15 protein-coding genes and 1 tRNA gene are annotated in these 21,062 nt (G+C 58.0%); 8 read left to right on the plus strand and 8 right to left on the minus strand.

What is annotated here, in order from left to right; translation table 11 throughout:
* Nucleotides 1-45 precede the first annotated feature (45 nt).
* A complete protein-coding gene (locus RDV48_02510; GenBank protein MDQ7821649.1) occupies nt 46-1,608 on the minus strand; it encodes a tetratricopeptide repeat protein in 1,563 nt (520 codons plus the stop codon).
* 210 nt (nt 1,609-1,818) lie between these two features.
* On the opposite strand from RDV48_02510, the gene RDV48_02515 reads away from it, so the two are divergent.
* The 3 genes from RDV48_02515 (at nt 1,819) to RDV48_02525 (ending at nt 3,775) form a co-directional block, all read left to right on the plus strand.
* Nucleotides 1,819-3,264 (plus strand): S8 family peptidase, encoded by a 1,446-nt coding sequence (locus RDV48_02515; protein MDQ7821650.1) that lies wholly within the window; start codon nt 1,819-1,821, stop codon nt 3,262-3,264.
* Nucleotides 3,265-3,369: 105 nt separating this feature from the next.
* Nucleotides 3,370-3,651 (plus strand): hypothetical protein, encoded by a 282-nt coding sequence (locus RDV48_02520; protein MDQ7821651.1) that lies wholly within the window; start codon nt 3,370-3,372, stop codon nt 3,649-3,651.
* Nucleotides 3,652-3,692: 41 nt separating this feature from the next.
* Nucleotides 3,693-3,775 (plus strand) — tRNA-Leu (locus RDV48_02525).
* 1 nt (nt 3,776) lies between these two features.
* On the opposite strand, the gene RDV48_02530 is transcribed toward RDV48_02525, so the two are convergent.
* Nucleotides 3,777-4,067 carry a hypothetical protein gene (locus RDV48_02530; GenBank protein ID MDQ7821652.1) on the minus strand — a complete coding sequence of 97 codons (291 nt, stop codon included), beginning with the start codon at nt 4,065-4,067 and terminating at the stop codon, nt 3,777-3,779.
* Nucleotides 4,068-4,085: 18 nt separating this feature from the next.
* Between RDV48_02530 and RDV48_02535 the strand changes: the two genes are divergently transcribed.
* Nucleotides 4,086-5,783 (plus strand): histidine kinase dimerization/phosphoacceptor domain -containing protein, encoded by a 1,698-nt coding sequence (locus RDV48_02535; GenBank protein MDQ7821653.1) that lies wholly within the window; start codon nt 4,086-4,088, stop codon nt 5,781-5,783.
* Here RDV48_02535 and leuS read toward each other — a convergent pair.
* Nucleotides 5,778-8,228: a leucine--tRNA ligase gene (gene leuS, locus RDV48_02540; protein MDQ7821654.1), complete on the minus strand. Its 2,451-nt coding sequence runs from the start codon at nt 8,226-8,228 to the stop codon at nt 5,778-5,780. The two genes, RDV48_02535 and leuS, sit on opposite strands and share 6 nt — an antisense overlap.
* A gap of 39 nt (nt 8,229-8,267) precedes the next feature.
* Entirely contained in the window at nt 8,268-10,928 is a 2,661-nt protein-coding gene (alaS, locus tag RDV48_02545; GenBank protein MDQ7821655.1) for an alanine--tRNA ligase, read from the minus strand.
* 290 nt (nt 10,929-11,218) lie between these two features.
* On the opposite strand from alaS, the gene RDV48_02550 reads away from it, so the two are divergent.
* From RDV48_02550 to pfp, 4 genes are all read left to right on the plus strand, one after another.
* Nucleotides 11,219-13,858, plus strand: a complete 2,640-nt coding sequence (locus RDV48_02550) for a hypothetical protein (protein ID MDQ7821656.1) — start codon at nt 11,219-11,221, stop codon at nt 13,856-13,858.
* Between the two features lie 56 nt (nt 13,859-13,914).
* On the plus strand, nt 13,915-15,276 hold the full coding sequence (locus RDV48_02555) for a SpoIID/LytB domain-containing protein (protein ID MDQ7821657.1): 1,362 nt from the start codon (nt 13,915-13,917) through the stop codon (nt 15,274-15,276).
* Between the two features lie 102 nt (nt 15,277-15,378).
* On the plus strand, nt 15,379-16,137 hold the full coding sequence (locus RDV48_02560) for a Crp/Fnr family transcriptional regulator (protein MDQ7821658.1): 759 nt from the start codon (nt 15,379-15,381) through the stop codon (nt 16,135-16,137).
* Nucleotides 16,138-16,188: 51 nt separating this feature from the next.
* Nucleotides 16,189-17,454 carry a diphosphate--fructose-6-phosphate 1-phosphotransferase gene (gene pfp / locus RDV48_02565; protein ID MDQ7821659.1) on the plus strand — a complete coding sequence of 422 codons (1,266 nt, stop codon included), beginning with the start codon at nt 16,189-16,191 and terminating at the stop codon, nt 17,452-17,454.
* A gap of 96 nt (nt 17,455-17,550) precedes the next feature.
* On the opposite strand, the gene RDV48_02570 is transcribed toward pfp, so the two are convergent.
* From RDV48_02570 to RDV48_02585, 4 genes are read right to left on the minus strand one after another with little or no spacing between them, the layout of a single operon-like run.
* Nucleotides 17,551-18,237 (minus strand): hypothetical protein, encoded by a 687-nt coding sequence (locus tag RDV48_02570; GenBank protein MDQ7821660.1) that lies wholly within the window; start codon nt 18,235-18,237, stop codon nt 17,551-17,553.
* Between the two features lie 18 nt (nt 18,238-18,255).
* The gene (locus RDV48_02575; protein MDQ7821661.1) at nt 18,256-18,945 is read right to left on the minus strand and encodes a hypothetical protein; all 690 of its coding nucleotides are present in this window, start codon (nt 18,943-18,945) and stop codon (nt 18,256-18,258) included.
* A 17-nt stretch (nt 18,946-18,962) separates the two neighbouring features.
* Nucleotides 18,963-20,336: a hypothetical protein gene (locus tag RDV48_02580; protein ID MDQ7821662.1), complete on the minus strand. Its 1,374-nt coding sequence runs from the start codon at nt 20,334-20,336 to the stop codon at nt 18,963-18,965.
* A 16-nt stretch (nt 20,337-20,352) separates the two neighbouring features.
* On the minus strand, nt 20,353-21,051 hold the full coding sequence (locus RDV48_02585) for a hypothetical protein (GenBank protein MDQ7821663.1): 699 nt from the start codon (nt 21,049-21,051) through the stop codon (nt 20,353-20,355).
* Between the last annotated feature and the right edge of the window lie 11 nt (nt 21,052-21,062).

The following is a 21,062-nucleotide window of genomic DNA, read 5'->3' on the forward strand; positions in this document are numbered from 1 at the left end:
TCATGAGGTAAGACGGCCCTGAGGGGGGAAAAGTTCGGAGGGTGCCTATATTTTTTTGTAGGCCCGCTGGGTCTGGTTATAGATGAGGTCCTGGTTGCTTATGAGCTGCGAGTGCCTGTATTTCACGACGGAGCTCTTCTTTTTCCGGTTTTCTGTGAGCATTGTCGCCACTTCGGGGTCGCCCTTGAGACCCTGGATGGCAATGTCGCCATCAATGCGGCTCCAGTCGTCAAAGCCCTGCTCAAAGGCCTGCCTGAAGTACTCCTTGGCTTTTTTGTCGTCGCCATGAAGGGACCAGCAGACGCCCATGCGGTAGGTGATCTCGGCGTCGCCCGGAAAGATGACAAGGGCTTCCTCATACACATGGAGGGCCCTTATGTACTCCTTGAAATACTCCTCGATCTGGCCGAGGCCCAGGTAGGCGGGGTAATATCGCGATTCCAGGGAGAGGGCATTTTTGAACTGCTCCTCGGCCTTGAGGATCTGGAAGCGGCGGAAGAGGATCTGTCCCCTGATGTAGGAAATCTCTGGATCGCGGGGACTGGTTTTCTCCTCGAGGGAGAGCTCCTTCTCCGCCTCTGCCTCCCGGCCTGTTGACAGGTATATGAGGGCCCTGGCCTTGTGCAAGCCGGGAAAGTTCTTCCTGCTCTTTTCCACGAGGTATAGCTCTGCTTCCGCATCTCTCCAGCGCTTCTCGTTCATGTAGGCCAGGGCAAGGAGGTAGTGGGCCTCGGGGAGGACAGGGCTGAGGGAGATTGCCTTCTTGAAGGCGTTGACGGCGTCGTTCTCCCTTGCCATCATGAACTTTGCCCGGCCTATGTTGAGAGCCGTCCAGGCGTTCCTCGGATCGCGCACCATGAGCTTCTCAAAGATGTCCAGGGCCTCTTCTGTCCGGTTTTTCAGCAGGTAGACCTTCGCCAGGGCATTTTTGGCCTTGAAGTTCTCGGGGTCAAGCTCCAGGACTTTCTCGTAGTTCAGCGCGGCTTCATTGATGTTTCCGTTGATAAAGGCCACGTTGCCGAGATAAAAGTAGCCGTCCTGAGAGCTTCCGTCAAGCTCCACGGCTTTCCCGAATTCCTCTTCGGCATTGCGGAGCTTCCCCTGGGTGGCGTAAACCTTGCCGAGCTGCACATGGGCGTCGGCGATGTCGGGATCGAGGTCGATGGCTTTTTCCAGGTCAGCCTGGGCCTCCTGGGGCTTTTTCTCCTCGAGGAGGAGCATGCCGAGGCCGTAATAGCCCCATGGAAACCGGGGATTGGCCTCGATGCTTTTCTGGAAGTACTGTCTTTTCTCTTCGCTGCTCTGAAGGCGGCCGTAGAGGTAAAGCCAGGCCGGGTCCCTGGGGCTCTGATCGAGCTTCTCCTTGAATTCCCTCGCGGCATCGTCCTTTTTCCCCCCGAGGACAAGAAGGTCCTGGTATTTCACCCAGGCCTGGATGTTTTTCCCATAGAGCTCTGTTGACTTTCTTAAAAGGGAGAGCGCTTCAGGGACATGGCCCTGGCTTTTCTGCACCATGGCCTTCTGGTAAAGATCCTTTGATTTCTGCTTTGCGCTGCTGCACCCGATGCATACCATTGCAAGGAGGAGAAGAAAGGCCCACTTTCTCAAGATGATACATCCCTTTCTTGGTGATAAAGTGTGGAAGAGTTCTGTGGAAAACAGCTTTTTCCTCTTTTATCGGCGCAGGGTATGGCGGGATGTTAACAAAATGGTAACATCCTCTTGGGGCCTTTCTCTTGACCGGTAAGGGCAACAATGATATTCTAAATAGGGGGGGTGTCTCGCAGAACCTGATGAAGGAGGAAGGGCACAGGTAAAATGCAGATAGACAGAACGCACTCATCAACGCCGATCTCATCGAAGCAGCTTTCGCCCAAAAAAGAACCGGCCTCCCCATCAGGGGAGTCTTCACCTGCTCCTGCAGATGTGGTGCTCTTCTCGGCAGGGGATCTGACGCCCAAGGGTAAACTGCCCGTCATTCTTTCGTCGGTAACCCCTGAGGACAAGAAACAGCTCGAAAAACTCCTCAAGGAGAAATATAACGGCCGCATCACCTCTGAGATTCCCCTCGTCAACGGCTATACCGTTGAGATAAATCCCTCCAAGATGCGGCAGTTCATCAGCGCCCTTCCCGCCCATGTGGGGGTAAGCCTTGACAGCAAGATCAAATTCCCCGATCCCCAGGTCGTCATTGCAAGCCACGTCAAGGGGGGCAGTGACGAAGAGAAGAATGTCTATCTCCAGACTTACAAGCTCGACAAGATATGGGACAAGGGCATCACCGGCAAGGGTGTGGGCGTTTGTGTCATTGATTCTGGCATTTTTCCCCACGAGGATTTTGGAGACCGCATCGTGGGATGGAAAGACATGTCCTCGAAGAGCGGCAAAGAGGCCTACGATCCCTTCGGTCATGGCACTCATGTCTCGGGGATCGTGGCAGGAAGCGGCAAGGCCTCGGAAGGAAAGATCAAGGGCGTGGCCCCCGATGCAAGCCTGGTGGGAGTGAGGATCACCTCGGTGTCAGAAGCCATCAAGGGGCTCCAGTGGGCGATAGAGAACAGGGAGAAGTATGGCATCAAGGTGATCAACATGTCCCTTGGTGATTATGCCCTCAAGAGCTACAAGGACGATCCCTGGGCTCAGGCCGCAGAAAAAGCCGTAGAAGCGGGAATGGTGGTAGTCGTGGCGGCGGGAAATGAAGGCCCCGGCGCTTCAACGATAAGCACTCCCGGCACAGATCCCATGGTTATCACGGTGGGATCCATCGACGACAAGAAGACCATCCAGACAAAAGATGACACCATCGCCGACTCTTCAAGCAGGGGTCCTACCTCGCAGGACAAGCTCACCAAGCCTGACGTGCTTGCGCCAGGTGTTGCCATACTCTCGACGCTCTCTCCCGGCTCGACCCTCGACATGCCCGAGATACCCCATGTGGGCGACAAGTATATCTCCTTCAACGGCACTTCCATGGCGACTCCCATAGTAGCGGGGCTCTGCGCCCTGATGCTCCAGGCAAATCCGAGTCTCACCCATGAGCAGATCAAGGAGATTCTCCGCTCCACTGCCGACAAGCTCCCCTCTCTTGAAGAAAACACCCAGGGCATGGGAAGAATTGACGCTGTTGAGGCTCTCAAAAAGGCAGAGGAGCTCAAGAAGCCCGAAGCGCTTGATAAGCCTACGGGCAAGAAGGTAGCCTCCCACAGGAAGAACTCCAAGGCTCTTGATGATGCCCTTTCAAACGGTGGCTGGCTCATCTCCTGAGAGGGTCCGCAAAAAGGATTTTCCGCCCTGATCACGTATTCTTATAATCCTGTCTTTGCCCCTGCGGCCCAGGGGCTTGCAAAATTCTCACAGGCGGTCGGTACGATGGAATGGGTCTTTGACGAGGGCAAGAATGTGTGGAACCTTATGGACGGGACTTCCATAGCGGCAAGGATTTTCATCAAGGAGAAGCCCGATCAGAAGAATGCCTTTCATGCCAAGTCGCTCATCTCTCTCGTCTATACAGGGGGAAAGACCTTTTCCCGCCTCTCGAGGAAGCACAAGGAGTGGAAGGCCCAGAACAGGAAGTTTCACACCCGTGCCGAGATGGAGCGGTATCTCGAGGCAAAAAAGAAGGCTGTCCAGGATTATATCGAGCGGATATAGACAAGGGCCGCCTTTCATGCTACAATAGGAATCGCCAGAACGCGGAAGTGGTGGAATGGCAGACGCGCTGGGTTCAGGGTCCAGTGTCCGAAAGGGCGTGTGGGTTCAAATCCCACCTTCCGCACTCAAGAAACCCCGTGGTGGGAGATCGCCGCGGGGTTACTCATCTCGGGCCCCCTTGCCGGCGCTGCCGCTGGAGCCTTTATCTCAGGCGTGTGCTCGGTAATCAAGAATATCAGGAAGATGGAGAGAGACGAGATTCCCAAGACCTGGGGATCAATGTTTTCTCCCACACCATGCCATAATGCAGGAGCATCTTCAGTGCTCCTGTTTTTTATGTTCCGCTCCCTGGAAGAGAGCAGGGAAATCTGCCACGAGGAAGGAAGAAGTGAGCCCCAGGCGAATTCTATCCTCAAAAGGCAGAAGGATGCTCCATGAAACAGAAAATTCTCATAGTGGAAGATGATCGCACCGTTGCGGAACTTGTGGGAGAGATACTTACGGTCCTTGGGTACGAGGTAGTGCTTGTGACCCAGGCCTTTGAAGAGGTCTTCGGGCGCATAGAAAGGGAAAACCCCGATCTTGTCATTATAGACATCGTGCTGGGCCACGGTCGTCTCGACGGGATAGAAATTGCGCGCCGCCTCAAGGAGCACCACATGGCCCCCTTTGTCTTCTTTACCGGATATACCGAGGATGCCCTGCTGGCGAGGGCGAAAGAGACTGAGCCCCTCGGCTACTTTGTGAAGCCCTTCAAGGCGGAGGAGATCAAGGTCCTTGTGGAGACAGCTCTTTTCAAGGCAAAGGCAGAGAAAGAGCGCCGGTTGATTGAGCGTGAGATCACCCGGAGGCTCCAGTTCGAAAAGACTGTCTCGGTGATCTCGTCGCGGTTCATAGGCATCAACAACATCAATGAGTCAATTGAAAGCTCTCTCAGGGATATCGGAACTGTCAGGCAGGCGAACAGGGCTTATCTTTTCCTCTTCAACAATGAGGGGACCCACATGGACAACACGCATGAGTGGTGCGCCGAGGGCATCGCCTCTCAGAAGGAGATGCTCAGGAACCTTCCTGTGGCCATGTTCGGGTGGAGCCTCAAGCAGCTTGCCACCGGCGAAGCCGTCCACATCAAGTCGCCCTCGGGCATTCCTGAAGAGGCCCGAGATGAGAAAAAGCTCATCGAGAGCAGGCATATCAAGTCGCTCCTCATTTTTCCCCTCTTCATCGGGGGAGTGCTCTCGGGGCTCATCGGCTTTGAGGGCAGCCATCACACCAAGGAGTGGACCGACGATGACGTGGCTATTCTCCGCGTGGGCTCAGATGTCATCGGCAGGGCCATCCAGTTCCACAGGGCCCAGCAGGAATTGGAAAAGCACCGTTTTCACCTTGAGGAGCTCGTAGAGACAAGGACCAAGGAGCTCAAGGACTCACTCCGTGAGAAGGAGCTTCTCCTCAAGGAGCTCCATCACCGCGTGAAGAACAACATGCAGGTCATCTCAAGCCTTCTCAGCCTCCAGGGGAGAGGCTCGTCGCATCCCGAGGTGGCGGTCTTTGTCCAGGAGAGCCAGAACAGGATCAGGGCCATGGCCCTTCTCCATGAAAAGCTGTACCACATGGAGAGCATGACCCGGATCGATCCCCGGGACTACATCAAGGAACTCGTGCAGTCCCTTTTCAGAGTCTATTTTCCCATAGGGAATAAAATTACCTCCCACATTGAGATAGAGGATCTTGCCCTGGGAGTGTCGAGCGCCATTGCCTGCGGCCTCATTATCAACGAGCTGGTGCTGAACGCCATCAAGTATGCCTTCCCCGGAGACAGGAAGGGAAAGGTGACCGTGCGGCTGCTGCGAAGGGAAGAGAACACACTTGAGCTCACCGTGGGCGATGACGGCGTGGGAATATCGCAGCCCCGGAGCATCGAGGACCCTGAGAGCCTGGGCCTTGAGCTTGTGAAGCTCATCGCCGAGGAGCAGCTTGAAGGCAAGGTGCGCTGCGAGACCGAGGGAGGCACGACCTTCATCATCACTTTCCCCGAGGCAGCTCCCGCGCCGCCGCCGAAAGCTTCTGCGGCTCCCGGTGATAGTTCCGGCAGCGAAGGAGCCGACGAAAATCTCGTGGCCCGCTCATAGCACGATATTCACGAGCTTTCCCTTCACGGTGATGACTTTTTTCGGCTCTTTTCCTGCAAGGAGAGTGCTGACTGAGGCAAGGGCCGCTCTCTCCATCTCCTCGACGCCCGTGTCCTGGGCGATGACGAGACGCTCCCTCACCTTCCCGTTCACCTGTATCACGATGGTTATCATGTCGCGGCTCAGGAGTTCTTCGTCATAAGAGGGCCAGGGGCTCCTGAAGATGGACTCCCTGTTACCCATGTGCTCCCAGAACTCCTCTCCAAGGTGCGGAGCAAAAGGTGCGATGAGGAGGGCAAGCCTTTTCATCGCGAAGGCCTTGACACTGTCAGGCTCCTGTAAGCCCTCCACCAGGGGGAAGAATTCCATCATGGCGGCAATGGCCGTGTTAAAGTGGAACCGCTCAATATCCTCGGAAACCTTTTTGGTAAGCCTGTGGGTGGCTATCATGAGCTTTTGCGCTTCGCTGTCGAGGCTATCAAAGGCCGGGAGGGGCTCTTCCCTGAACAAGTCTTCTCCCGTTTCCATGAAGAAGCTGTAGAGGCGCGTCACAAAGCGCTTTACTCCCACGATGAAATTGTCGCTCCAGAGGACCTCCTTGTCAGAGGGCGAGGCGAAGAACATGGCAAGCCGTGACACATCCACGCCTGACTCCTCGATGAGCCTCACAGGCGAGACGACATTCCCCTTGGACTTGGACATGATGTCGCCCTTCTCGTCGAGGACCATCCCATGGTTGAAGAGGCGCAGCGTCGGTTCGTCGTAGGGGACCCACCCCTTGTCCTCGAGGAACTTGTTGAAGAACCGGAAGTAAATCAGGTGGCCGCATGCATGCTCGCTTCCCCCGATATAGAGGTCCACGGGAAGCCAGGTTTTCACCTTCTCCCTGTCAAAGGGAGCCGATTCGTTATGGGGATCGGCATAGCGCAGATAATACCATGAAGAGCACATGAATGTATCAAGGGTGTCAGGGTCTCTCCGGGCATCGCGGCCGCAGGCAGGGCATTTTGTCCTGATATAGTCCTGGCAGTCCTCAAGGGGCGAGCGGCCCTTGGGGACAAAATCAATGTCGCCCCTGGGGAGAAGGACGGGCAGATCCTTTTCTGGGACCGGCACGGTGCCGCATTTATCGCAGTGTATGATGGGAATGGGAGCGCCCCAGTAGCGCTGCCGGGAGACGAGCCAGTCCCTCAGGCGGTAGTTGATGGTTCTCATTCCCGCGCCCTTCTCCTCGACGGCGAGGGAGACCGCGGAGATCCCGTCCGGTGAGGGGATGCCGCTGAAATTCCCCGAGTGGGTCATCACCCCCTCGTTTACGTAGGCCTCTTCCATGGTGGCGGCGTCGAGGCGCTCCCCTGGAGGCTCGATGACGACCTTGAGGGGAATGCCGTACTTCTTCGCGAAGAGAAAGTCCCTCTGGTCATGGGCAGGGACTCCCATCACGATGCCTGTACCATAGGAGGCCAGCACGTAGTCGGCTATCCAAAGCTCTATATGGTCGCCCGACATGGGATTTATGGCGTAGGAGCCTGAGAAGACCCCGTCCTTTTCGCCTACCGTGGAGGTCCTGTCAATCTCCTTCTTGAGCTGGCTCTTGTTGATATACTCCAGGACTGCGCCCTCCTGGGGCGTTCCCTTTACAAGCTCTTTCGCAAGGGGATGCTCAGGTGCCATTGCCATGAAGGTGACGCCGTAAAGAGTGTCAGGCCTCGTGGTGAAGACTGAGACCTTATGGGGGGAGTCCTTGAGGGGAAAATCAATCTGGAGGCCCTCACTTCTCCCTATCCAGTTGCGCTGCATGGCCACGATGTTCTCGGGCCACCCCTCAAGGGTGTCGAGGCCTTCCAGGAGCCTGTCGGCATAATCGGTGATCCTGAGAAACCACTGGACAAGGTCTTTTTTGGTCACCTCGTTGCTGCAGCGCCAGCAGAGGCCGTTTATCACCTGCTCGTTGGCAAGGACTGTCTTGCAGTCGGGGCACCAGTTGGCCAGGGACTTCGCCTGGTAGGCCAGTCCCGCATTGAAGAACTGCAGGAACATCCATTGCGTCCATTTATAGTAGTCGGGAAGGCACGTGATCACCTCCCTTGACCAGTCGTAGCTTATTCCCAGCCGCTTGAGAGTGGATCTTGAGACGCTTATATTCCTGAGGGTCCATTCCTCAGGGTCCACTCCGGCCTTGATGGCCGCCCCCTCGGCAGGGAGCCCGAAAGCGTCCCACCCGAAGGGGTGGAGGAGATCGTAGCCTTCCATCATCTTGTGGCGGGCTATGACATCTCCGATGGAGTAATTCCTGAAATGCCCCATGTGGATGTCGCCCGACGGGTAGGCGAACATGACCAGCAGGTAATATTTCTTCCGCGGCGCTTCACTGGTGCGGAACAAGCCGGTGCTTTCCCATTTTTCCTGCCATTTTTTCTCAAGCTGTGCAAAGTCGTAGCCCATGTTGTTTCTCCTTACCTTATGTCGTGACCGGGGTCAGGCTCAGTCAAGATGCCCGAGCCCCTCTTCAAGCTTTTTTCCCGCCATCGCAAGGGCTTCTTCGAGCTTCTCCCCATGCCTGCCGCCGCCCTTTGCAAAGTCGGGGCGGCCTCCCCCCCCTCCCCCGAGGAATGCCGACGTCTCTTTCACAAGGTTCCCGATGTGGATTTTTCCCGCGAGGGCCTTGGAGGCAAAGCCGATGATGACGAGATTATCCTTCTCCCCCGAGGTGATAATCCCGCATACGGGCACCGGACCTCCCCTCAGCTCGTCGGCAAGCTCTCCCAGGGCCGCGGGGGCAATGTCCCTGAAGGAAGCCAGGACAATTCTGGCCCCGCCGGCATGAAGAGCCTTGTCGAGAAGCTCCTCCCTCAGGGCCTTGAGGTCTTTCTTCTCCTCGCGGGCCTTCATTTTCTTGAGCTCCTTCACCTGGGTGATCATCCCCTCGATGCGGGCGGGGACATCGGAAGGCTGCGCATTAAGGGAGGCAGAGGCGGCCCTGAGAAGAGACCGCACCTCCTGGATTCTCGCAAGGCTGCCCATCCCGGTCATCGCCTCGATCCTTCTCACGCCGGCCTCCGATGAGGACTCCGAGGCAAGGTAGAAAAAGCCCAGGTCACCGGTCCTCATCGTATGGGTGCCGCCGCAGAGCTCGCGGGAGAAGCCTCCTATGTCGATGACCCTCACGAGGTCCCCGTATTTTTCCCCGAAGAGGGCCGTCACCCCTTCGCTTTTTGCCTCGTCGAGCCTTTTTATGCTGATGGCGAGGGGAATGTTGTCGCATATCCTCTCGTTCACCAGGCTCTCTATCTTCTGAAGCTCCTCAGGGGTTATTGCCTGGGGGTGTGTCACGTCGAAGCGAAGATACAGGGGATTTACTTCCGAGCCCTGCTGGGTGGCATGGGGGCCCAGCACTTCCCTGAGAGCCCAGTGAAGGAGGTGCGTCGCCGTGTGGTTTGCACAGATGCCCTTCCTGCGCCCGGCGTCAACGCGGGCCTCGACCCCGGGGGGAAGAGGGCCTCCTGCGCCCTCGACGAGTTCCCCGATGTGGACGATATAGTCACCCGATTTCTTCGTGTCATCGACCCTGAAGGTGAAGCCTGGCGCCGCTATGGTGCCGCTGTCACCCACCTGGCCTCCCGCCTCGGCGTAAAAAGGCGTCCTGTCAAGGATAAGGACCTGCCTTCCCACGAGTTTCAGAGGGCGGGCCTTTGACACGAAACCGAGTTCTTCCGAGCCTTCCTGCTCCCAGTACCCGGTGAATTCCGTAGACGCAAGTCCCACGAGGTCGTCAGGGCTGAAAGGCTCCTGCCGTGCCTCGCCTTTCGAGCGCTCGCGGTGCTCCTCCTCGGCCTTCTTCCAGCCCTCCTCGTCAACGGCAAGGCCTTGCTCACCGGCCATCTGATCAATGAGATCCCTGGGGAAGCCGTCCTGGTGATAGAGGCGGTACGCCTCAGAGCCGTCAAGGACCGTGCGGCCTCCCAGGCTTTCGACGACAGCGGCAAAGCGCCCCAGGCCCCTGTCAAGGGTGAGGGCGAAGAGCTCCTCCTCCTCCCTCACGATGCCCTCAATGTGGCCAAGACGCTCCATGACATTGGGGAAAATGTCATGGTAAAGGGTGCCCACCACAGGGGGAAGACGGTAAATGAAGGGCTCTTTCATGGCGAGGACCTGCCTCCCGAAGCGTGCCGCCCTCCTGAGGAGGCTCCGCAGCACCGAGCCGCGGCCTTTCTTCTCCGGGATGGCGCCGTCGGCAATGGCGAAGCAGAGGGCTTTCACGTGGTCTGCCACGACGCGGAGGGCCACGTCGATCTCGCCGCGGTGCTCCTTGTAACCGAACCCCGTTATTTCTTTCAGCGCCTCGAAGAGAGGCCTGAAAAGGTCGGTGTCATAGTTTGAGTGAGTCCCTTCCACGATGCCCACGAGGCGTTCGAAGCCCATGCCGGTGTCCACGTGGTTTTTCTCCAGGCGCATGAGGCTCCCGTCCTTCTTCCTGTTAAACTGGATGAACACGAGGTTCCAGATCTCGATGAAGCGGGCACAGCCGCCGTTCACCGCGCATCGGTGGCCGGCGAGGTGTTTTTTGTCGCAGAAGCTTTCGCCCAGGTCAATATGGATCTCCGAGCAGGGCCCGCAGGGCCCCACCTCGCCCATCTCCCAGAAATTGTCCTTTTTTCCGAAAGGGAGCACCCTTGAGGGAGCGATTCCAGTCACTTCAGGCCAGATGTCGCGCGACTCGGTATCAGCGGCAGTTCCTTCACGGTCATCGCCGCCGAAATAGGTGGCATAGAGCTTCTCCTTTTCAATGCCGCAGGTGCCGGTGAGAAACTCCCAGGCCCACAGGATGGCCTCGCGCTTGAAGTAGTCGCCGAAAGACCAGTTGCCCAGCATCTCGAAAAAGGTGTGATGGTAAGTGTCGCGGCCCACCTCGTCAAGATCGTTGTGCTTCCCTGAGACGCGCAGGCACTTCTGCGTGTCGGCAACGCGGGGATGAGGCGCCCTGCCCGTGCCCAGGAAAATGTTCTTGAACTGGTTCATACCGGCGTTGGTGAAAAGGAGCGTGGGATCGTCAATGGGGACGACAGGCGCCGAGGGCATTATGGCATGGTCTCTTTCCCGGAAAAATGCCAGGAACTGGTCTCGAATCATTTTCTGTGACTTCACGGTAAGGTAACCTCCAGGTTCTGTCAGGTGCGATGTCCTGCCCGCATTGCACAGTATATTAGCCAGAGTCCCGGCCTTTTCCTCTCCGCAGGTACATGGCCCCTTTAAGAGGCGGCCTGAGCAGCGCGGCGCTCCAGAGCCTATGGTGTCGCCCGCAGGTTGAAGCCCCGGGCAATATATTTACATTATCTTAACAAAAGAACTGTTGAAAAGGGGCGTGATACGATTATAATAGGACTATCGGGAGAGATCCGCTCTCTTTTCATTTCATTGAAAGCGAAGGTGAGCTTATGAAGATAGAAAATTACGGTGTTTCCCAGGTTTTTCCCCAGAAGACGGCGCCCTGCGGGGAACTGCAGGGGAAGGGAGAGCCTGCCGCGCAGGATACGGTGCAGCTGGGCCGGAGCAGCTCTTCAAGGAAGATGGCGAGAATCACCGTTCCTTCACGGAGCGCCGCTCCCATGGAATCTCTTGCCGATGGAAGCGCCTTCACGGCCCTTTCAGCGTCAGCCTCAATGACGGGCGCCGCTTTGGGCTCCACCATAGCCACCCTGAGCCATGACGAGCTTGTGGCGAAGCTCCAGAACATTGAGACAAAGGGCTTTTCTTTCTTCTCGAAAAAGTCTTCGTGGCTTCCTTTCTCGGACAAGCACAAAGCCCTCACCGCCCAAGGCGCCGCAGAGGTCCTGGAGCATGGGAGCGCCAAGGAGAAGGGAGCCATTGAGGTAAAAAGGGAATCCCTCACCTACCTTCCCATGGAGAGCGCGAACGACGTGAGGGAGCTTGACGGCCTCTACGGCAGCCTCGACATGGCCAAGGTGGAGAGGCCCGACCTGCTCAAGCTTTTCGGCGATGTCGAGGGGGTGGGCTACTCCTTCAAGGCGAAGGGTGAAAAGGGAAAGGAAACCGTGGGAGCCTATGGTGCCTATAACCTCGTCACGGGTGACTGGAAAGATATTCCCTTGGCGCGGGAGGTCATCATTGACTCAGGCGGCGTGACTCTGGCGACCATAGACAGCGCCAAGGCTGCCGATCCCATGAAGATAAGGGAAGAGCTCAAAGACGCCAAGGATGCCGTGGCAAGGCTCGCAGCCCTCGGCAGCCATATCACGCAGGCCGAGATAAAGATGGTGGGGAAGCCCGTGAGCGGCACCACCTTTGCGGAGCGGGCCTCGTTCTTCCAGGAGCTCGCGTCCCGTGATAAAGATCTGGACGATGTAAAGAACACTTACCAGCTCGTGGCGGGAGCGAGCGCCTCAAAGAATGATTTCAACGGGTCATCGGCCACGATGCTCCGCCTCTATGACGAGGTGGGCTCCCATGGCACCAGGGATGTGCAGTGGGCCTACAACTATATCCAGCAGAACCTTAAGGAGAGCTCACCGGCGTGCGAATCCTTCCACAGGCTCCTTAAAGCCACGGGGGACCTGAACTCCGCCATCAACGGCCTCCAGTTCATCCAGAACCCCGTGGGCAAGGAGGATCTCGCCGCCAGGGAGCACACCTTCGTGGCCCTTGTCGAGAAGGAGAGGGACAACGACGAGGCCCTCAGGGATTACCAGGCCCTCGAATCGCACTTAGGGCAGGGCGAGACACTTGAGGGAGCCTCGAAGGAGTTTTTCAGCCTCATGGAAGGCCTTGAAAAGAGAGGCAAGCCCCTCAACAGGACCAGGAGAGGCTTTGTGTACCTCAGGACGGACCTCAACGGGCAGAAAGACCGCCAGGAGTCCTTCGGGAGGATCTTCAGGGAGATGGGCGACATCGAGGAGAGCATCAGGGCGATGAAGTTCCTGAAAAATCCCCAGGGCTCCCAGAACTACGGCGTCCGCGAAGGGGCCTTTCTTGCCATTCTCGCCGGTGAGAAGGATACGGGCCGCGCCTGCGATGACTACTCCTTTGTGGCGAAGCACCTTCCTGAAGGCCTCGACCTTGCCGGGGCATCGTCGCTTTTCGCCGGCCTCCTGGGCGATGTGAAGGACTCATGGGATGAGAGCGACAAGGCCCGTGCTGCTTACCAGTACCTCGCGGAGCACCATGGCACTGATCCCATTGCACAGGAGCGCTTCAGGAACATCCTGAGGCATGTGAAAGAGGTGGACGCGGCGGGACAGGTCTCGTCTGCCCTCAATGAAAGCCTCGGAAGTGAGGCATACGAGGCCAGGGAAAAGTCCTTCTTCTCCATCCTTGAAGTGAGCCGGGGCTATCGCGATGCCCTTGAGAATTACAGGGGAGTGGCGGCTCTCATCGCCCCCGGAGAGGACGTGGACGCTGCCGCCGGGCAGTTCGTCATCCTCGCGAAATCGCTCACTTATTCCTACAATGAGTCGCCTCTTGCCGCCTACCGTGAGACCAGGGAAAGCTTCAAGGACAATCCCGCGGGCTTTGCCGTCTTCCTGGACCTTGCAAAGTCCCTTGAGCGTTATGATACCACAAAGGAAGCCTATGATCTCATCACAGCGCCCGTGAGAGAGGAATCCCTTGAGGATCGCAAGGAGGTCTTTCTCCGCATCGCTGAGAACTGCGCACCCCAGGCGCCCATGCATGCCTCCCAGGCCGAGGTCAATGAGAAAAAGGGAAAAGAGGCTGTTGAGAACTACCGGATCATCTCCACAAAGCTCAACAATGCAGAAAATCTCAAGGATGGCGCCGCAAGGTTTGAAAAGCTCGCCTCCGTCATGGGCGGCGAAAAACGTGGCGAAGAGGCCCGTGATGCCTTCGCTTTCATTGCCGCCGAGATGGAGCGGGGGAGCTTCCCCGGCAAGTCCGCCCAGGAAGTCACCGAGGAACTCATGAAGATCCTCCTCATCACCGACTCCCTGGCGCAGGCCAAAACGCAGCTTCTCCACCCGCAGAGCGGCAACAAGATTGAGGAGGGTGACGACTTCGTAATTATCGGGGGAGTGATGCTCCCCGTAAAAAAAGGAACCTGAGGCGCCTCTAGAGAATCTCACCTTCTATGCGGCGTGTACCATTGAAAATGTGCCTTATGGGAGTGCTGCTCCTGATGATATGCGGCGCTCCCTTTTCCGTATACCCCGGCGAGGATGAGACCGATATCAGGGTCCACCTTCTCTCCGGTGACGCCGTGAGAATAGCCTCCAGCGGCGATATGAAGGTATTTTTAGGAAACGATGCCCTTCTCACTCTCAAGGGAGCCACCGCCATTGCTCTCAAGGACGGCAAGTTCTTTTTCAACGACGACCCTTCATCGCTTGAGTCTTTCATGATTACCCCCTCCCGTGAGCAAGACGCGATCTCCGTGAACGGGAAAGCTTACAGGGGAAAGATCGCCGTGATAAAAAGGAAGCCCGAGAGCTTCATTATAGTGAATCATGTGGACATCGAGGACTACCTGGCGGGCGTACTGGGCGGCGAGGTGTCGGCCTCGTGGCCTCCCGAGTCTCTCAAGGCCCAGGCCGTGGCGGCGCGAACCTATGTGCTCTACAAGAAAGAGCACCCCAGGGACAAGGATTTCGACGTTTTCTGCACCACGCAGGACCAGGTCTATTCGGGGCTTGCAGGCGAGGTGCCGGCTCTCATGGGCGCCGTGAGGGACACGAGGGGGCAGGTGATCTTCTACCAGGACAAAGTGATCAAGGCCTATTACCATTCCACCTGCGGCGGACACACCGAGGATGGCAGCGAGGTCTTCCCCCAGGACGGCGCGTTCTTGAAGGGCGTTCCCTGCCCTTTTTGTGATGTGTCACCGTGCCGCTCGTGGGTCTATGATATCTCTCTTGATGATCTGGGAGGGCTCCTCAAGAAGGGGGGGATCCTCACCGGCGATCTGCTGGAGGTGAAGATCACCAGGGCGAGCCGCTCAGGGAGGGTAGGCGAGGTGACCCTTGTCGCCACCGAAGGGGTAAAGACCATCAAGGGCTCAGAGCTCAGGATGCTGGCGGGCCCCGGCAGGGTGAAAAGCACCCGCTACACCCTCTCAGCCGATGAGCCCCGCGAAGTGGCCGTCATGCGCCTTGTTCCCGACTTGAAAAAGGTGGCTCCAAGGATGGAGCTTCCCGATGACACGAGGCTCCTGGCAGGTTTTGTCCTTACAGGAATAGGACCCCTCTGCCCCTCTGCGGCGCAGGTTTTGAGAGCCGTGTACCCTGAGGAAACAGCCGAGAGCCCGTCTCCCCGCGTGGTTCGCAATGACGTGCTCTCAGGCCATCTCGAGGAGGTGCTGGTGAAAGTGCCTTCGCGCTTTCATTTTTCCGGCGGGGGGTGGGGTCATGGCGTGGGGATGTGCCAGTGGGGAGCTTACGGCATGGCAAAGCAGGGCTCAGGGTACAGGGATATCCTGAAATACTATTACCCTGGCACCGAGATCCGCGACATTCACAGGAAGTAACCCCTTATCCCGGGCTTCCGCCCCATGGTGAGGCCTTCACCGCCGTTCGTGACTCTCGCTCCATAAAGTGCCCCAGGAGGATACTTTCCCATAGGGGAGAATATGAAGGGAAAGACTTTTACCCCGGAAGGTGAGGTTGCCGTGGAAAAGAGTGTTCCCATTCCCGTGAAGGATCTTCTCAAGAAAGTGCCGCTTTTTGCCGAGATGGCCGATGACGATCTCACGAGCCTCAAGGAGATTGTCCATGTAAAGAAATTTCCCAAGGGCACGGTACTATTTGAAGAGGGAGACGAGGGGCAGGAGCTTTTTGTCATCCTGAAGGGGCTCCTGAAGATAAGCGTCATCCATGAGGACGGCAGGGAATTTACCCTCATCATCAGCAGGCCCTATGACTGCCTCGGCGAGATTGCCCTCCTTGACGGCTCGCCACGCTCTGCGGGGGCCACGGCCCTCGAGGATGTCGAGGTCCTCTCGATCCGCAAAAGCGATTTTGACCAGGTCATAAACAGGCATTCAAAACTCAAGGATTCCATCATCAAGCTCCTGTGCTGGCGCCTGCGGAACCTTACCGATGAGGTCACCGATTTTGCCTTTCTGAACGTCTATTACCGCCTGTCGAAGAAGCTCCTGGAGCTTGCCGATACCTTCGGCGTCGAGAGCCCCGAGGGGATCGTCATCAACAGGAAGATAACCCACCAGGAGCTTGCCAACATGGTGGCCACCTCCAGGGAGATGATCACCAAGATAATCAATGAGATGAAGAAAGAGAAGGTGCTGGCTCTCCAGCAGCACCGCATGGTCATACCCCAGAGGGGGAAGACCGTGCTCCTGCGGGCTTCCACTATACTTGACAAGCATTAAGGGCGGCAGACTCTCTGCTGCATAAGAACAATAAGGAAAGAAGGGAAAACCATGCTGAAAGGGAAAAAGCTTGCCATTCTCGTGGGAGGAGGACCTGCCCCCGGCATCAACTCGGTCATCAGCTCGGTGACCATCGAGGCCGTGAAGAAAGGGGCCTCGGTCATAGGAATTTATGACGGGTACGAGCACCTGGAGAAATGCGAGAAAAACATAGAGTTTCTGAATATCCCCAAAGTGAGCCGCATCCATCTCACCGGCGGGAGCATCCTGAGGACCTCCCGGGCCAATCCCACGAAGAGCGAGGAGAAGCTCCGGAATGTGGCGGAAACCCTGATGGACATGGAAGTGGGCTTCCTGGTGACGATAGGTGGTGACGACACGGCCTTCTCTGCGAGAAAGGTCACCGAGTACGCGAAATTTATCGGCTTCGATCTCAGGTGCTGCCATGTGCCCAAGACCATTGACAACGACCTTCCCCTCCCGGCGGGCATTCCCACCTTCGGCTACGAGACGGCGCGCTCCGAGGGGGCCCGCATCATCTCGACGATTGCCGAGGATGCAAGAACTTCGGGAAGGTGGTTTATCGTCATCGCCATGGGTCGCAAGGCAGGGCACCTGGCCCTGGGCATCGGCAAGTCAGCCGGGGCCACCATCACCCTCATCCCCGAGGAGTTTATCGGGAGGATCTCAATCGACCTGGTGATCGACACCATCACGGGCGCCATCATCAAGCGCCTGAGCCAGGGCTACGGGTACGGCGTGGCCGTCGTGGCCGAGGGCTTTTTTGAGTTCCTCGAGGAGAAGGACATTGAGAAGCACATCACCAAGCTCGAGAGCCTCGAGCGCGACGAGCACGGCCACATTCGCCTCTCGGAGCTCAACATCAGCGACGTGCTGAAATTCGGTGTCAAGAAAAAGCTCAAGAAGCACGACATCAAGATGACTATCGTGGACCAGGAGCTCGGCTACGAGCTGCGCTGCGTCCATCCCTGCCCCTTCGACGTCGAGTATACCAGGAACCTGGGCTACGCCGCCGTTGATTTTCTCAACAAGGGCGGCACCAATGCCCTTATCTCCATCAACGGCGACTCGGTGGTCCCCATCCCCTTCGAGGAGATGATGGATCCCAAGACGGGAAAGACCAAGGTGCGCCTGGTGGATACCAGCTCCCTCTCCTTCACCATTGCCAAGGAATATATGATCCGCCTTGAGCCTCAGGATTTCGAGGACGAGGAGGCTCTCAGGCTTCTTGCCAAGACGGCCCACATGTCGCCCAAGGAATTCAGGGAGCATTACGAGTACGTCGTGAAGTCATAGAGTGAGCCCTTCCATCGCAAGGGCCGCAGCTCTTTCCGCCAAAAGAAAAGCCCCGCACAAGGTGCAGGGCTTTTTGGTGTCAGCATGGAGAGGGAGCTATTTCCTGTTGTTCCAGAGGGCGTCCTTGACTCCCTGGCCAAGACCAGTGGCCACGTCACACACGCCGTCCACGATCCCGGCTCCTGCCTGGTAGCCTTCCTTGAGGCTCTCGCTGAAGCCCACCATGGTGCCCGTGATGGCTCCCTCGGTGACGTTCTGGGTAATGAGGCGTATCTTGCTGTCGCTCTTGTTGTCCTTGATTGATTCGTCAACAGCTTTTTCCACCTTTTCGGTGAAGCGCTCGGCAAAGCCGGCCTTCCCCTCGATGGCCCTCACGAGGCTCCCTGCGATGAGCCCCACGCCTGCCCCTATGGCCGCCGTGACAGGGCCTCCCATCACGAGCCCCGTAGCGGCCCCTGCCGCTACAAACTCGCCGACGGTGAGAGCGGTGAACCATCCCGTGTCCACGTTGTCATAATCCATCGAGAGCCCCTCGGCGATGCCCTCTGCGGTGCCCGCGGGGGTGTGGATTACCGCGCTTGCGGCAGCAAAGGCTGCGCCTACCACGCCCTTGGCAACGGCCTTGGGAAAGCCCAGTATCTTGCTTCCCAGGGATTTTTCCTCTCCCCCGAGGGATACCTTGTCCTGGGCCTGCTGCGCCCCGTCCTCGCCCGCGCGCTCGCGCTGAGCCTGCGGTGCCGGCGTGGAAAGCGGTGTCGAGACATTTCCTATGCTCTGCGTCATGTTCGTTTCTCCCTTCCCTTATTTCCCGAAGATGCCTTCCTTGGCGCCGTCAGCCACGCCGCGGATCCCCGCGACGAGCCCCTTGCCAAGGCTCTTGCCAAGATGCCATCCGGCGGTGCCGCCGACGATGCCGCCCTCGATAAACCCCTCGGTGGCGTTTCTCGTGGCGAGCTGCATGGCCGTGCCGCCCGTGTTATCCTCAATGGCCTTGTCAACCTTCTTTTCAATATTTTCCACGATGACATCATCGGCGCCGGTTATTGACTCAAGCCCTCTCACTATGAGGCCGGTGATGAGGCCTATCCCGGCCCCTATACCCGACGTGACGGGACCGCCCATCACCAGGCCCGTGGCGGCGCCGGCGGCGACGAACTCGCCGATTGTGCCCACGGTGAACCACCCTGAGCGGCCTCTTCCCTTGTAATCAGCCACTCCCTCATTCACGCCCTCGAGGGCTCCCGGGACCACGTTCTTGGCGGCATATGCCGCTCCGAGCGTCGTGGAAAGGCCCACTTCCAGTACCTTCACCGGGAAGTCTATTATGGCCTCGCCAATCTTTTTTATCGTCGATTTTTCAGGCGACAGCTCCACCTGGTCGCCTGAAGCGGCCGGTGCCTGCTCCTCTCCTGCCTGCGGCGCCTGTGAAGGCCGCACGGGATTATTGTCAAAGTTCTGGGGACCTACCTGGGGAACTCCATTCATCGTCATTGTGAATACCTCCGTTCTTACTCTTCGGTCTCTGCCTGCGGCTTGGGGGGAGCGGGATTCTTGAGGGCGTCGAAGGCGCCCTTGAGGCCCTTGCCCACGCCCACTACCGAGTCCGCCACGCCCTGGACAAAGCCTGCGCCGGCGTCATATCCCGTGGAGAAACCTTCCCTTATGCCCGCCGCCGTGCCTACCATGGCACCTTCTATCACGTTGCGGTGGCCGTTTGCGATGGGGCTCCCGAGATCCTTGTTATCAGCCATCTCACGTTTAAGGCTGTTCTCGATTCCCTTGGCAATGTCTTTGTCTGTTTCCGTGGCATGCTCGATCCTCGAGAGCACCCCGCCCACGAGAAGGCCGCCCAGAGCTCCAGCCACCGCGCCGCCCACAGTGCCGAGGGGGCCTGCAATGGAGCCTGCCGCTGCGCCTATAAGGGTCGTCTCAATCTTGAGCAGCGCCCTGTGAAGCTTTGTATCGACATTGATTCTGGATGCATCTCCGTGATGGTGCGCTCCCTGGATTACTCCCTCAATAAGCCCGTTGGGCGTGGTGAGCACGGCGCCGACAGTGCCTGCCGCTGCGCCGAAAACCGCCTTGAGGATCTCCTTGGGGACGCCTACGACAAAGAGAGCGGCGTCCTTGAACTTTTCGCCCAGGGTCTTGGGCTCCTGGGGTGCTGCAGGAGGGGCTTCCTCTGAAGAATGGGCAAGGGTTCTCACGAAGCCCTTGGAGCCTTCCCAGAGCCCCGACATGGTGCCCTGGCCCTTTTCCCTCCCCGTTGTGAAGCTCTCCTTGATGCCGGCTTTCATGCCCACGATGGCGCCTTCAGAGATGTTCTTGCCGGCGTCATACATCTTGTCACCTGTAGGTATATTGTCAAGGATCGGACCGTATGTCTTATCTTCTATGCTGCCGGTGACTCTTTTCATCGCCCCCGTCTCGTGATCGATTCCCATTTTCACGAGGCCTGCGACAATCCCTGCGCCGCCGCCGATAGCGACTCCCCATGGCCCGCCCATGACCCCGCCTGCCACGGCACCTGCCGCACCGGCCTGGAGCACATAGCCTACGCCGTACCCCCCGTCGGCATCTCCCTTGTGGCCTTCATACTGGCCGTCGGGGCGTCTCACTGAAAGGCCAGACTCTATGCCTCCGAGAGCGCTTGGCACTGCCCCGATGGCAGCCTCGACGGTGCCGTGGGCTATGCCTACGACCTCCTTGAAGGCTTTTCCCGGAAGCGAGATAAGCTTTTTCCCAAGGGACTCTCCCGAGGAGAGGCTTACCTCGTCCTTCTGCTCGGCCGCGGGGGCCGGGCCTTCACCGGCATCCTTCGGCGCGCGCATGGGAGCGCCCGTCATCATTCCATTCTGTGCAGAAAGCTTGTCTATCGTCATTGTCATCCCTCCCGTCCTACTCTTCGTCCTTGAACTTGATGGCCTCTTCGATGCCCTCGATGACACCCTCGGCCACGTCTCTCACGCCGCCTATGATTCCCTTGCCGGCCTCATACCCGGCGTCCCATCCTTTTTTCATCCCCACGGCGGTCCCCACGATGGCGCCCTCGGTGATGTCCTGGCTGAAGGTCTGGGCCTTGCTTGGGCCCTGGTTGTCCTGGATGGCTGTGTCAACGGACTCCTCGACGGCACGGCAGAACTCCTTGGGGAAACGGGCCTTGCCTTCGAAGAACTGAAGCAGGCCGCCGGTAAAGAGGCCTGCCGCGGCGCCTATACCTGCACCCACGGGACCTCCGAGCATGAAGCCTGTCACGGCGCCCCCTGCAATAAACTCTCCCATCAAGGTCGCCTTGTACCACCCTGTGTCAACGTAGTCGGTCTCCTTGTTCACCGCCTCCGAGATGCCTTCGGCAGTGCCCGGGAGGCCGTGAATCGCCGCGCTCGCCGTGCCTACGACGATCCCCGATGCCGTCTCGGCGGCCTTGATGGGGAACATGGCGATCCCTTTCAGTATCTTCCCGACGGTACCCGTCGATTTTCCCGAGATATTTACTGAGTCGGCCTGTGAAGGGGCCGCCTGCTCTTCCTTCTGCTGCGGCGCGCCTTGAGGGCGTTCCGCCTGCGGTGGAATCTGAGAACCTGTTATCTTCACCATTATGCTTGCCT

It is taken from the genome of Candidatus Eremiobacterota bacterium, assembly GCA_031082125.1.
Classification (GTDB): Bacteria; Vulcanimicrobiota; CADAWZ01; order CADAWZ01; family Ess09-12; genus Ess09-12.